The sequence below is a fragment of the Streptomyces sp. SID5785 genome (assembly GCF_009870065.1).
In the GTDB taxonomy this organism is placed as follows: Bacteria; Actinomycetota; Actinomycetes; order Streptomycetales; family Streptomycetaceae; genus Streptomyces.
In genome coordinates this window covers 1-12,945 of record NZ_WWIA01000302.1, presented here as the reverse complement: position 1 = coordinate 12,945, position 12,945 = coordinate 1, and the positions used below count along the sequence as shown (strand labels likewise).

Sequence of the window (12,945 nt, the reverse complement as noted above, 5' to 3'; positions counted from 1 at the left end):
TGACGCCGATGACCTTGTACTTGGTGCCCTTGACGGTGACGGTGTCGCCGACGGCGAGCTTCTTCTCCTTGGCGTAGGAGGCGTCGGCGACGACGACCTTCGCGTCCGTCTCGGAGGCCTTGAAGGTACGCCCCTTGGTGATCTTCGAGGAGGTCAGCGGGCCGAGCCCCTGCTTGGTGACGTCCGTGCCGTAGACCGAGTACGAGTTGACGGCGAAGCTGGCGCCGCCGCCCTCGACCCGGCCCTGGGGCTGGCCGCTGCCGCCGCCGGGGCCGCCCGTGCGGCCGCCACCGCCGGATCCGTCCTGCTTGAACTGGCCGCGCGTGAACTGCCCGTCGACCTTCATGACCTGGAGGCTGAGCCCGCCCACGGTGTCGGCGACGCCGTCCTGTCCTGCGACCTTGTCGGCGGTCGACGCGGCGAGCGTCTGGAAGCCCTGCACCATGACCCGGTCGCTGCTCTGCTCCTCGTCCGAGTCGCTGTCCTTGGCGTCGAACTTGAAGCGCGGGCGGCCGCTCTCGCCGCTCTGGGGGGCGCTCGCGGCCTTGGTGACGGTCATGTCGGTGCCGAGCCCGTACAGGGACTGGAGGACCTTGTCCTGGGCCTTGTTCATGCCCGAGGACACGGAGTTGACCACGATGACGAGTGCGATCCCGAGCGCGAGCCCGGAGGCGACGACGAGCGCCGCTTTTCTGCGGCGGCGCAGCTCGCGCCGGAGATAGGTGAAGAACATCGAAGCCTCGCCGGATGTGGGCCCACGGGGGACGGGGGCACTGACAGGGAACGGCGAAACGGTATGGACGGGCTGTAAGGGTTGACTGAAGCGTTGATGAGAACGGGATGAGACCCCTTACGGAGGACACACGAAGGCCCCGGGACGCGGTGCGTGCCCGGGGCCGTGCGCGGTGGTGCGGGGGTGGATCAGGCGGCGGAGCCGGCCTTCCAGTCCGCCCAGCTCAGGTTCCAGCCGTTCAGGCCGTTGTCCGGCTGGACGGTCTTGTCGCCGGTGTTCTTCACGATGACGACGTCGCCGACCATCGAGTTGTCGTAGAACCAGGCGCCGGGGGTGCTGGAGTCGCCCGCGCCCTTGGCGTCGGCGAGGCCCACACAGCCGTGGCTGGTGTTGACCGAGCCGAAGATGGACTTCGCGCCCCAGTAGTTGCCGTGGATGAAGGTGCCCGAGTTCGACAGACGCATCGCGTGCGGCACGTCCTTGATGTCGTACTCGCCCTTGCCGTCGTCGTCGGTGAAGCCGACCGTCGCGCCGTTCATCCGGGTCTCCTTGAACTTCTCGGAGATCACCATCTGGCCCTCGTACGTCTTGTTGTCGGGCGAACCGGCGGAGATCGGGATGGTCTTGACGACCTGGCCGTCACGGGTGACGGTCATCTGCTTGGTCTTGGCGTCGACGGTCGAGACCTGGTTCCGCCCGACCTTGAAGGTGACGGTCTTCTGCTGGACGCCGGTCACGCCGTCCGCTCCCTCGACCCCGTCGAGGTCCAGCTTCAGGGTGACGGTGGAGCCGCCCTTCCAGTAGTCCTCGGGGCGGAAGTCGATGCGGTTGGCGTTGAACCAGTGGCCGACGACCTCCTGGCCGCTGCTGGACGAGACCGTGATGTGGGACTGCACATCGGCCTTGTTCGTGATCGCCTTGTCGAAGTTGATCGAGACCGGCATGCCGACGCCGACCGTCGAGCCGTCCTCCGGCGTGAAGTTGCCGATGAAGCTGTTGGCCGGGGAGACGGTCGTGAACGACGCGTTCTCGTGCGCGACCCGGTTGCCCGAGTCCTTCGCCTCGGCGGCGATCTTGTACGTGGTCGACCGCTCGAGCTGGTTCGTGGGCTTCCAGCTCTTCTTGTCGGCCGATATCTGTCCCGCGACCGCGGTGCCGTCGGCGGTCGTCATGGTGACGTCGGTGAGCGTGCCCTTGCTCACGGTGACCTTCGCGGCGTTGTTGATGCTCGCGTTGTCGGAGCCGTCCTTGGGGGCGATCCTGATCTCGGCCTCGGAGGTCTTCTTCGCCGCCGCCTCGTCCGCCTGCGAGGCCTGCGACTCCTTCGTACCGCTCGCCGAGCCGCCCGAGTCGGCGTCGCTCCCGCTGCACGCGGAGAGCACCAGCACGCCGCCGAGCACAGCGGACGCGGCCATCAGGCCCTTGCGCCGCTTACCGTCCGTCATCACACGCTTCTCCATAGTCGCCGAATTACCCGACTTCCCGACGTCCCGGCCAGTCTTCGGCCGCCCCGAGTGCGGTCAGGGAGAACACACGTGTTCCCCATACCCGTACTCAACGCGGTGACCGGTTCGTCCCGTTCCCGAAAACGCTCGGATGTGGGCGAGGACACGTCGGCGTACGGACACGTGACCACCGGCGCACCGACCGTGACGGCACCCCGCGGAACCTCGCGTCCCACTTCCGTGACTCCCCCTCCGGGACGACGGAACCCCGGGCAGCGGTCACCGCCCGGGGGTGTGATCCGGGTGGCGCTACACGTGGTCCGTGCCGTCCTGACCCTCATCATCCTCGTCGAGGTCCCAATCCGGCGAATCGGGATCGTAATCCACCTGTTCGCTGGACCACGAGGCCTGCACGAGCTCCGCCCCGGGCACCTCCGCGACCAGGTCGAACGGGTCGACGAGGTACGCGACGGCCTCCGCCTCGTCCTCCTGCACGGCCCCCTCGGCGTGCGACCTCTCCTCCGGCGGCATGGCCTCGTCCTCGGAGATCCGCTGCAGCGCGGCGCCGGTCAGCGCCTCCGCGTCCTCGACCTCCAGGACCAATTCCACCTTCAGGCGAACAAAACGTGACGTCTCATCAGTGCTCATACCGCGGAGCGTACGGCCCGTTCCGCTCGTGACTTTCCTGTGACCCGCAGGATTCACTAACATCGGCGCACACGGCCAATTCGCCAGCGCCACAAGGGGGATCGCTTCCGTGTCCGCCGCACGCCGATCGTTGTTCACCGCCACAGCCGCAGGGACCCTGCTCGGGGCCCTGTGGTTCGTTCCCAATGCCACAGCGACGCCGGGCGATCCGTCCCCGCACGCCGACGCCCGCACCACCTCCACGGTGAGCGATGTCAGAACCGACCGCGACCTGCGGCTCGCCGACACCGGCAGCATCGACACCACCCCCTACGTCCTGGGCGGCGCCGTCTTCCTGGGCATCGGGGTGGGGTTCGTGACGTACTCGGTGCGCCGCCAGCGCTCGGACGGGCCGACCGGGCTCGCCTAGCGATCCAGGCCCTGCGCGTCCGGATCCGGGTCCGGGTCCATGCCGCGGATGCGGCGGCGCTCCCCCTCGCCCGCGACGGGCGGCGGGGCGTCCGCGAGCCGCACCACGGGGTCGTCCGGACCGCCGTCCCGGCCCGCGACGACCGGCTCCGCCGAGCGCAGCGCCTTCGCCCGGTACTGGGCGGCGTCCGCGAGCCGGAACAGCCGCCGGGCGCTGGTGACCTCGCCGATCGGGTCGCCGGTCGAGGCGATGCCGCAGGCCACGCCGTCGCCCAGATCGAGTTCGGCGGCGCGGGCGCAGACCTCGCCGCCGACCCGCACCACGGCGTCGGCGTCCGGCCCCAGCGCCAGCAGGCAGAACTCGTCGCCGCCGAGCCGCGCGGCGAGCGTCCCGGGCAGCATCGCGCCGCACAGTGAGAGGACCGAGCCGAACCGTTCGAGCAGACGGTCGCCGGTGGCGTGGCCGAGCGTGTCGTTGACGCGCTTGAGCCCGTTCAGGTCGCAGACGACGAGGCTGACCACGGCGCCGTCCGCGCGGTGCCGCTCCACCGCCTCGTCGAGCCTGATGTCGACGGCCCTGCGGTTGGCGAGGCCGGTGAGCGCGTCGGTGAACGCCAGCCGGCGCGCCTCCTCCAGCCGCTCGGTCTGCGCGATGCCGGCCGCGACGACGGAGGCGAGCACCGTCGCGAAGTCGGCGTCCTCCCGCCCGAACACGGGCGCCCCGGCCGGCCGCGCGACGTACAGCTCGCCCCAGGCACGGCCGTGCAGCACGATCGGCGCGACGACACAGCAGCCGCGGCCCCTCCGGCGCAGTGCGGCGACCCTCTGATGGCAGTAGCCGCCGCGCTCGACGGGCCCCGCGGCCGTCTCCACCCAGGCGTTCGGCCCGCCGCCCCCGGCCCACCGCTCGTGCAGGAACTCGGTGATCTCGGGGAACTGGTGCACGGGGTAGGTCTCGCCCTCGGGGAACTCCTCCTCGTCGGCCGCCAGCTGCCCCACGTTGGCCAGCACGCGCAGCCGCCCGTGGCCGCGCTCCCACACGGAGAGCGCGGCGAAGCTGCCGGACAGCGCGCGGCAGGCGCCGAGCGCGGCGGCCCGCCAGGAGTCACGCGGAGCCTGCGCAGCGGCCATCCCCTGCGCGAGCATGACCACGGCGCGCAGCCGGACGTCCTCTCCCATCCCCCCAGGCTAGGAACGTTTCCGGCATTTCGGTGACTTCAGTACGCCCGACCTGGGGGTTCCGCCGCCACAACCGCTCACTCACCGGGCCACTGCGGGCTCCGCTTCTCGTTGAACGCGGCCACGCCCTCGGCCCGGTCGCCGGAGAACGCCACCGAGCGCCAGGCCGCGTCCTCGACCTCCAGACCGGCCCGCAGGTCCAGGCCGTGGCCCAGGCGCAGGGCCTTCTTCGCGGCGCGCAGGCCGACCGGGGAGTTCGCCGCGATCCGGGCCGCGAGGGCCAGCGCCTCGGCCCGGTCCTGCCCGGCGGCCACGACCTCGTCCACGAGGCCCAGACCGCCCGCCTCGGCGGCCTCCACGCGCCGCGCGGAGAAGATCAGCTCGGCGGCGCGCGCGGCCCCGATCCGGCGCGGCAGGAGCTGCGTGCCGCCCCCGCCGGGGATGACGCCCACCGACACCTCGGGCAGGCCGACCACCGCGGTCGCGTCGGCCACGATCAGGTCGCACGACAGCGCCAGCTCGAAGCCGCCGCCCAGCGCGAACCCGTGCACCGCGGCGATCGTCGGCATCGGCAGCTCCAGCACGCCCGTGTACGCGGCGCGGGCCACCGGGCGCTGACGCACGAGGTCGAGGTCCGAGAAGGAGTTGCGCTCCTTGAGGTCGGCGCCGACGCAGAACGCCCGCTCGTGGCTCGACGTCAGGACGGTCACCCGCACATCCCGGTCGGCGGCGAGCGCGTCGCAGGCGGCGCCGAGGGAGCGGGCCATGGCGGTCGAGACCGCGTTCATCGCCTTGGGCCGGTCGAGCACCAGCTCGGCGACGGCCCCGCCGCCCTCCGCGCCGTGGCGCCGTACGACCACGAACTCCCCGAACCGCTGCTCCGCGCCCATGACTCGCCCTTCCGGTTAACGTCAGTTAACCGTCAAGATGTCAGGTGCGCCGGGTCAGCGTCCAGGGTTCCACGACGCCGAGGCCACGGACCGGCCGCTGCCACATGGGCCGCAGCGCGAAGCGGTACGAGGGCGGCTCCTCGCCCGCCTCCACCGCCTTCAGCGCCTGCGCGGAGGCCTCCGCCTCCGAGCTCGGGGTGTCACCGGCCCGGATCAGCTCCTCGGCGAACGCCCCGTCGACGAGCACCGCGTCCTTGGGCGCTATCGACGTGAGCCGGCTCGCCAGGTTGACCGTCGTGCCGAACACGTCGCCCATGCGTGTGGTCACCGTCCCGAAGGCCATGCCGACGCGCAGCTCGGGCATCGTCTCGTCGTTGCTCATCGTCTCGATGAGCCGCAGTGCGATCTCCCCGGCCGTGCCCGCGTCGTCGGCGGCGTACAGGACCTCGTCGCCGAGCGTCTTGATCAGCCGTCCGCCGTTCGCCGCGACGAGGTCCGCGGCGGTGGTCTCGAAGGCCTCGACGAGCTCGCCGAGCTCCTCCTCCTCCATCCGCCGGGTCAGCCGGGTGAACCCGACGAGGTCCGCGAACCCGACGGCCAGCCGCCGGTCGACCATCTCCTCGTCGTCGGCCGCCTGCACGACGCGCCCGGTGGCCGCGGCGAGCTGCCGCCGCCACACGTAGACGAGGAACTCCTCCAGCTCGGGCAGCAGCAGCTCTATCAGCGGATACGTGACCTCGGTGCGGGTCATCCCGGGCTCCGGCGGCTCGGTCAGACCCTCCAGGAACGAGTCGATCTGCCACTCGGCGAGCCGCGCCGTGGTCTGCCCGGTCGACCGGGCCACCTGGACCGCCATGGCCTCACTGAGCAGCCCCGCCTCGACGAGTCCGGCGAGGCGGCGCAGCGCGAGCACGTCCGCCTCGGTCAGCGCCTTGGCCTGCCCGATGTCGGCGAAGCCCATGGCCCGCCAGAATCGGGACGCCAGCTCCATGGAGACACCGGCGCTGCGGGCCGCCTGGAACGGGGTGTAGCGGCGCTCGGCACCGAGGATCAGCCCTTCGAGCCGCAGCGCGAGGGGGTCAGCGGTCTCCTGCTCGTCCCCCTCCGGCTTCTCGGGGTCGGGTGGGGAGCCCGTGCCGGAGCCCGAGTCGTCGACGGTCACGCCTGCTGCCCTTCCGATCTGCCGCGGTCAGGTATCGACCGGGCTCAACGATACGGCAGCCCTTGTGCCGCACGTCACTCCGTTCGGCGCGGGTTCCGCACGGGAAGGTGCCAGGTCATCCGCTCGGGCGAGTACGGGGGCGAAACAGGCCCTGGGCGGACCCGGCCTAGGCCGGACGCAGGTGCACGATGTCGCCCGCGCCGACCGGCACCCGGTCGCCGTCCGCGGTCCGGACGACAAGGCGCCCGTCGCCGTCCACGGCGACCGCCTCGCCGACCAGCTCCCGCTCCCCCGGCAGAATCGCCCGCACCTGCCGGCCCAGCGTCGAGCACCCCGCCGCGTACGTCTCCTGGAGCCCCGAGAGGCCGGGGTCTCCCTGCGCCGCGCACCACTGCCCGTACCACCGCTCGAAGGACCGCAGCACGGCGCGCAGCAGCGGCTCCCGGTCGACGACCTGCGCCCCGGCCAGCGCCAGCGATCCGGCGCCGGGCACGGGCAGTTCGTCCGCGCGCAGCGACACGTTGAGCCCGACCCCGATCACGATGCCGCCCGCGCCGGAGGACTCCGCGAGGATGCCGCCGGCCTTGCGCTCCTCGCCGGCGACGGTGACGAGCAGGTCGTTGGGCCACTTCAGCGCCGTGTCGACACCGGCCGCCGCGGACAGCCCGGTCGCGACGGCGACCCCGGTGAGCAGCGGCAGCCAGCCCCAGCGCGACACCGGCACCTCGTGCTCCGCGGGCTTGACCAGGACGGAGAAGAACAGGCCCGAGCGGGGCGGCGCGGACCAGCGCCGGTCGAGCCGGCCGCGCCCGGAGCTCTGCTCCTCGGCGACGAGCACGGCACCCTCCTCGACGGTTCCGGCGCTCGCCCGCGCCACGAGGTCGGTGTTCGTGGAGCCGGTGCGGGGCAGGACGTCGAGCGCGGACCACAGGCCGTCGCCGCGGACCAGCGAGCGGCGCAGCCCGCTCTCGGACAGCGGCGGCCGGTCCAGGTCGGACCAGGGGCTGGAGGGTGCGGCGGAGGGGTCTGGGGGCGTCATGCGCCCCACCCTAGGTGTGGCCAAGGACGCACTGCCGAACCGTAGGCGCCCCACTACTCTACGAGTCAGTAGCCTCGTCCCCTCAGCAGCGTCGAATCAGGCAGGGAGCCGCGTCCCGATGTCCGAACTGGAACAGCTGGAACCGTCCGAGAAGACCGAGATCGACATTCACACGACCGCGGGGAAGCTGGCGGATCTGCGGCGGCGGATCGGTGAGGCGACGCATGCGGGGTCGGCGCGTGCGGTGGAGAAGCAGCATGCGAAGGGGAAGCTGACGGCGCGTGAGCGGATCGCGTTGTTGTTGGACGAGGATTCGTTCGTGGAGTTGGACGAGTTCGCGCGGCATCGGTCGACGGATTTCGGTCTGGAGGCGAACAGGCCGTACGGGGATGGTGTGGTGACCGGTTACGGGACGGTGGACGGTCGTCCGGTGGCGGTGTTCTCGCAGGATTTCACGGTGTTCGGCGGGGCGTTGGGTGAGGTCTTCGGGCAGAAGATCATGAAGGTGATGGATTTCGCGTTGAAGACGGGTTGTCCGGTCGTGGGGATCAACGACTCGGGTGGTGCGCGGATCCAGGAGGGCGTGATGGCGCTCGGGATGTATGGGGAGATCTTCCGGCGGAACACGCATGCGTCGGGGGTGATTCCGCAGATCAGTCTGGTGGTGGGGCCGTGTGCGGGGGGTGCGGTGTATTCGCCGGCGATCACGGATTTCACGGTGATGGTGGATCAGACGTCGCACATGTTCATCACGGGTCCGGATGTCATCAAGACGGTGACGGGTGAGGATGTGGGTTTTGAGGAGTTGGGGGGTGCGCGGGCGCACAATGCGCGGTCGGGGGTGGCGCATCATCTGGCGGGGGACGAGAAGGACGCGATCGAGTATGTGAAGCAGTTGTTGTCGTATCTGCCGTCGAACAATCTGAGTGAGCCGCCGGCGTTTGCGGAGGAGGCTGATCTCGCGCTGGGTGAGGAGGACCGTGAGCTGGATGTGCTGATTCCGGACAGTGCGAATCAGCCGTACGACATGCATGCGGTGATCGAGCATGTGGTGGATGATGCGGAGTTCTTCGAGACGCAGGCGTTGTTCGCGCCGAACATTGTGACGGGGTTCGGGCGGGTGGAGGGGCGTCCGGTGGGGGTGGTGGCGAATCAGCCGATGCAGTTCGCGGGGTGTCTGGACATCGATGCGTCGGAGAAGGCGGCGCGTTTCGTGCGGACGTGTGATGCGTTCAATGTGCCGGTGCTGACGTTCGTGGATGTGCCGGGGTTCTTGCCGGGGGTGGAGCAGGAGCACACGGGGATCATCCGGCGGGGTGCGAAGCTGATCTACGCGTATGCGGAGGCGACGGTTCCGTTGATCACGGTGATCACGCGGAAGGCGTTCGGTGGTGCGTACGACGTGATGGGGTCGAAGCATCTGGGGGCGGATCTGAATCTGGCGTGGCCGACGGCGCAGATCGCGGTGATGGGGGCGCAGGGTGCGGTGAACATCGTGCACCGCAAGACGCTGGCGGGCGCCGATGACGTGGAGGGGACGCGGGAGCGGCTGGTGCGGGAGTACGAGGACACGCTCCTGAATCCGTACACGGCCGCGGAGCGCGGGTACGTGGACGCGGTGATCATGCCGTCGCAGACGCGGGCGCACGTGGTGAAGGGGCTGCGGCAGTTGCGGACCAAGCGGGAGAGCCTGCCGCCGAAGAAGCACGGCAACATCCCCCTGTAGACACGTCTGCGGACATGAACGTGCCTGCAGACAAGCCTCAGCCGTTAGGAGCCCGATCGTGGTGATCAAGGTCGTCCGGGGCAACCCGACCCCCGAGGAACTCGCCGCCGCCCTCGCCGTCGTCCAGGCCCGCACCACCGCGGCCACCGAGGCCCCGGCCGCCGCAGCGGAACCGGACGCGTGGGCGCACCCGGCCCGGATCGCGCGGCACCGGCTGCCGTCCCCCGGACCGGTGAGCTGGGCGCGCACCTACTGGCCGGCGTGAGCCCGCGGGCCCGCTGAATTAGTCCTTCCGCACCGGGGCGCCTGAGTACGCGTACTCAGGCGCCCCGCCCGTGCGCCGCGCACTATCGGTCTGTGCTGTGGTCAGACCCCGAGGACGAGCCGACGAAGGAGCTCCGCGAGACGCAGGAGATGCTGCGCCGCGCCGGGCTCGTGCTCGCCCTCGCCATGTTCGTGGTGATGGTGATGATCGTGCTCGGCGCCCTGTGATCCCGAGCGCCGCGCGGCGGTGCCCCGTGCCGCACTAACCTGACCGGCATGACCGCTCAGCGCCGCCTCATCCTCGCCTCCCAGTCCCCCGCCCGTCTGGGCCTGCTGCGTCAGTCCGGCTTCGCACCGGAGGTGATCGTCAGCGGGGTCGACGAGGACGCCGTGACCGCACCGACCCCCGCCGAGCTGGCCCTCGCGCTCGCCGAGGCCAAGGCCTCGGTGGTCGCCGCCCGGCCGGAGGCGCAGGGGGCCGTCGTCATCGGCTGCGACTCGGTCCTCGACCTCGACGGTGAGGCCCTCGGCAAGCCCGCCGACGCCGAGGAGGCCACGGCCCGCTGGAAGGCGATGCGCGGCCGCGCCGGCACCCTCCAGACGGGCCACTGCGTGTACGACACGGCCTCGGGCCGGTACGCCTCGGGCACCGCCTCCACCGTCGTGCGCTTCGGCGAGCCGAGCGACGCGGAGGTCGCCGCGTACGTCGCGACGGGCGAACCGCTGCATGTCGCGGGCGCGTTCACCCTGGACGGGTTCTCGGCGCCGTTCATCGACGGCATCGACGGCGACCACGGCAACGTGATCGGTCTCTCGCTGCCGCTGCTCCGCCGACTGCTGTCTCAACTGGGCGTGGGCATCACGGAGTTGTGGGCTCCGGTGAAGTAGCCGGCGGAGCCGGGGGCGCGGCGGGGCCGTCCGCCGGCCCGTTCTCGTGGCGGTCGTACGCCACGAGCGTCAGCACGATCAGGGCGAGCACGACCATCATGAAGACGAAGGCGAGCCAGCCCACCAGGCCGATGGCGAACGCGCCGAGGAGACCGTGCACCACGGCCGCGCTGATCAGCAGGATCCGGCCGAAGCCGCCGGGCGCCCGGTCCCGTACGGCGGAGCGCGCGAGGACGACCGCGCACACCGCCAGGTACAGACCGAACAGCCCGCCCGCGACCCAGGCGCCGACGGACATGGCGCGCGGGTCGAGCCCCGCGAGCGACATGTCCTGGCGGTCGACCACCAGGCCCAGGAACCAGTTCAGGAACACGATCCCGAGCCCCTCAGCGATCAGCACGATCGCAGCCACCCACGCCACCGGCCTGCGCGCCACCGGTCCCACCCACTTCCGCCGACTGTTACCCGAAGTACGTTCGATACAGCGCGAACGCTACTAACGGGTAAACCCCGGGACAAGGGTTCTGCCGCAGGCAAAGAATCGTTGGGCCATTCGTAGGGACTCCACAAAGAATGCCGACGGGCCGGGGAGCGGTCTCACAGAGACCTCGACCGCGGCCCGGCGCTAGGGTTGGGCCGAGGGATCCTGCACAGCCAGGCACGACAAGGATTTTCGGGGACCGAGCGAGCCTCGAGTCACGCTCCGTGTGGGCAAGCTCACCATTGGGGACGGGTCGTAAGCCCGTGTCGGCAGTCCCTAAACTCGGCTTGTTTCAAGGAGGGAGCCATCGTGCGCAAGGTGCTCATCGCCAATCGTGGCGAAATCGCTGTCCGCGTGGCCCGGGCGTGCCGGGACGCCGGGATCGCGAGCGTTGCTGTTTACGCCGATCCGGATCGGGACGCTCTGCACGTCCGCGCGGCCGATGAGGCTTTCGCGTTGGGTGGTGACAGTCCGGCGACGAGTTATCTGGACATCGCGAAGGTGTTGCGGGCGGCTGCGGACTCAGGGGCGGATGCGGTGCATCCGGGGTACGGGTTCTTGTCGGAGAACGCGGAGTTCGCGCAGGCGGTGCTGGATGCGGGGTTGATCTGGATCGGTCCGCCGCCGCAGGCGATCCGGGATCTGGGGGACAAGGTCGCGGCGCGGCACATCGCGCAGCGGGCGGGTGCTCCGCTGGTGGCGGGGACGCCGGATCCGGTGTCGGGTGCGGACGAGGTGGTGGCGTTCGCGCGGGAGCACGGGCTGCCGATCGCGATCAAGGCGGCGTTCGGTGGTGGCGGGCGTGGGTTGAAGGTGGCCCGGACGCTGGAGGAGGTGCCGGAGCTGTACGAGTCGGCGGTGCGTGAGGCGGTTGCCGCGTTCGGGCGCGGTGAGTGTTTCGTGGAGCGTTATCTCGACAAGCCGCGGCATGTGGAGACGCAGTGTCTGGCGGACTCGCACGGCAATGTGGTGGTCGTCTCGACGCGTGACTGCTCGTTGCAGCGCCGGCATCAGAAGCTGGTGGAGGAGGCGCCTGCGCCGTTCCTGTCGCAGGCGCAGCTGGACGAGTTGTACGCGTCGTCGAAGGCGATCTTGAAGGAGGCCGGTTATGTGGGGGCCGGCACGGTCGAGTTCCTGGTGGGTGCGGACGGCACGATCTCGTTCCTGGAGGTGAACACGCGGCTTCAGGTGGAGCATCCGGTGACGGAGGAGGTCGCGGGTGTCGATCTGGTGCGGGAGATGTTCCGGATCGCGGACGGTGAGGAGCTCGGTTACGGGGATCCTGAACTGCGGGGTCATTCCTTCGAGTTCCGGATCAATGGTGAGGATCCGGGGCGTGGGTTCCTGCCGGCGCCGGGCACGGTGACGCGTTTCGATGCGCCGGCCGGTCCGGGTGTGCGGCTGGATGCGGGTGTGGAGTCGGGGTCGGTGATCGGTCCGGCGTGGGACTCGCTGCTGGCGAAGCTGATCGTGACGGGGCGTACGCGTCAGGAGGCGCTCGAGCGGTCGGCGCGGGCGTTGGCGGAGTTCACGGTGGAGGGGATGGCGACCGCGATTCCCTTCCACCGCAAGGTGGTCACGGATCCCGCGTTCGCTCCGGAGCTGACGGGTTCGCAGGAGCCGTTCACGATCTTCACGCGGTGGATCGAGACCGAGTTCGTCAATGACATTCCGGCGTTCGCCGCGCCTGCGGAGGCGGGCGAGGAGGACGAGACGGGCCGGGAGACGGTCGTCGTCGAGGTCGGGGGCAAGCGTCTGGAGGTGTCGCTGCCGGCCGGGATGGGCATGTCGCTGGCGCGGACCGGGCTGACGGCGGGGGCGAAGCCGAAGCGGCGTGCGGCGAAGAAGTCGGGTCCGGCGGCCTCGGGTGACACGCTGGCCTCGCCGATGCAGGGCACGATCGTGAAGGTCGCGGTCGAGGAGGGGCAGGAGGTCAAGGAGGGCGACCTCGTCGTCGTCCTGGAGGCCATGAAGATGGAACAGCCCCTCAACGCGCACAAGTCCGGGACCGTCAAGGGCCTGACCGCGCAGATCGGCGCCTCCCTCACCTCCGGCGCCCCCATCTGCGAGATCAAGGACTGA

At 70.6% G+C, this 12,945-nt stretch carries 14 protein-coding genes; 6 read left to right on the top strand and 8 right to left on the bottom strand.

Annotated features, from left to right (window positions below; genetic code table 11):
* From GTW43_RS09610 to GTW43_RS09600, 3 genes are all read right to left on the bottom strand, one after another.
* Nucleotides 1-733 (bottom strand): ABC transporter permease (locus tag GTW43_RS09610; RefSeq protein WP_161301210.1); only part of this gene is annotated, 733 nt, incomplete at its 3' end.
* A 188-nt stretch (nt 734-921) separates the two neighbouring features.
* Nucleotides 922-2,193: an Ig-like domain-containing protein gene (locus GTW43_RS09605; protein ID WP_161301209.1), complete on the bottom strand. Its 1,272-nt coding sequence runs from the start codon at nt 2,191-2,193 to the stop codon at nt 922-924.
* Between the two features lie 294 nt (nt 2,194-2,487).
* Nucleotides 2,488-2,826 (bottom strand): hypothetical protein, encoded by a 339-nt coding sequence (locus tag GTW43_RS09600; protein ID WP_161301208.1) that lies wholly within the window; start codon nt 2,824-2,826, stop codon nt 2,488-2,490.
* 244 nt (nt 2,827-3,070) lie between these two features.
* On the opposite strand from GTW43_RS09600, the gene GTW43_RS38620 reads away from it, so the two are divergent.
* Nucleotides 3,071-3,235, top strand: coding sequence for an LPXTG cell wall anchor domain-containing protein (locus GTW43_RS38620; RefSeq protein WP_161301207.1), 165 nt, complete (start codon nt 3,071-3,073; stop codon nt 3,233-3,235).
* On the opposite strand, the gene GTW43_RS09590 is transcribed toward GTW43_RS38620, so the two are convergent.
* The 4 genes from GTW43_RS09590 to GTW43_RS09575 all read right to left on the bottom strand — a co-directional run bounded on the left by GTW43_RS09590 (nt 3,232) and on the right by GTW43_RS09575 (nt 7,504).
* Complete coding sequence (locus tag GTW43_RS09590; RefSeq protein WP_161301206.1) at nt 3,232-4,413, bottom strand: sensor domain-containing diguanylate cyclase; 1,182 nt, start codon at nt 4,411-4,413, stop codon at nt 3,232-3,234. The two genes, GTW43_RS38620 and GTW43_RS09590, sit on opposite strands and share 4 nt — an antisense overlap.
* A 77-nt stretch (nt 4,414-4,490) precedes the next feature.
* Entirely contained in the window at nt 4,491-5,303 is an 813-nt protein-coding gene (locus GTW43_RS09585) for an enoyl-CoA hydratase-related protein (protein WP_161301205.1), read from the bottom strand.
* A 40-nt stretch (nt 5,304-5,343) separates the two neighbouring features.
* A complete protein-coding gene (locus tag GTW43_RS09580; RefSeq protein ID WP_161301204.1) occupies nt 5,344-6,465 on the bottom strand; it encodes an adenylate/guanylate cyclase domain-containing protein in 1,122 nt (373 codons plus the stop codon).
* A 166-nt stretch (nt 6,466-6,631) separates the two neighbouring features.
* Nucleotides 6,632-7,504 (bottom strand): biotin--[acetyl-CoA-carboxylase] ligase, encoded by an 873-nt coding sequence (locus GTW43_RS09575; RefSeq protein ID WP_161301203.1) that lies wholly within the window; start codon nt 7,502-7,504, stop codon nt 6,632-6,634.
* A 118-nt stretch (nt 7,505-7,622) separates the two neighbouring features.
* On the opposite strand from GTW43_RS09575, the gene GTW43_RS09570 reads away from it, so the two are divergent.
* From GTW43_RS09570 to GTW43_RS09560, 4 genes are all read left to right on the top strand, one after another.
* The gene (locus GTW43_RS09570; RefSeq protein WP_161301202.1) at nt 7,623-9,230 is read left to right on the top strand and encodes an acyl-CoA carboxylase subunit beta; all 1,608 of its coding nucleotides are present in this window, start codon (nt 7,623-7,625) and stop codon (nt 9,228-9,230) included.
* A gap of 58 nt (nt 9,231-9,288) precedes the next feature.
* Nucleotides 9,289-9,495: an acyl-CoA carboxylase epsilon subunit gene (locus tag GTW43_RS09565; RefSeq protein WP_161301201.1), complete on the top strand. Its 207-nt coding sequence runs from the start codon at nt 9,289-9,291 to the stop codon at nt 9,493-9,495.
* Nucleotides 9,496-9,587: 92 nt separating this feature from the next.
* Complete coding sequence (locus GTW43_RS38470; RefSeq protein ID WP_272922513.1) at nt 9,588-9,722, top strand: hypothetical protein; 135 nt, start codon at nt 9,588-9,590, stop codon at nt 9,720-9,722.
* Between the two features lie 48 nt (nt 9,723-9,770).
* Nucleotides 9,771-10,382, top strand: a complete 612-nt coding sequence (locus GTW43_RS09560) for a nucleoside triphosphate pyrophosphatase (RefSeq protein ID WP_161301200.1) — start codon at nt 9,771-9,773, stop codon at nt 10,380-10,382.
* On the opposite strand, the gene GTW43_RS09555 is transcribed toward GTW43_RS09560, so the two are convergent.
* On the bottom strand, nt 10,354-10,803 hold the full coding sequence (locus tag GTW43_RS09555) for a hypothetical protein (RefSeq protein WP_343245953.1): 450 nt from the start codon (nt 10,801-10,803) through the stop codon (nt 10,354-10,356). The genes GTW43_RS09560 and GTW43_RS09555 overlap by 29 nt on opposite strands.
* 369 nt (nt 10,804-11,172) lie before the next feature.
* Between GTW43_RS09555 and GTW43_RS09550 the strand changes: the two genes are divergently transcribed.
* Nucleotides 11,173-12,945: a biotin carboxylase N-terminal domain-containing protein gene (locus tag GTW43_RS09550; protein WP_161301198.1), complete on the top strand. Its 1,773-nt coding sequence runs from the start codon at nt 11,173-11,175 to the stop codon at nt 12,943-12,945.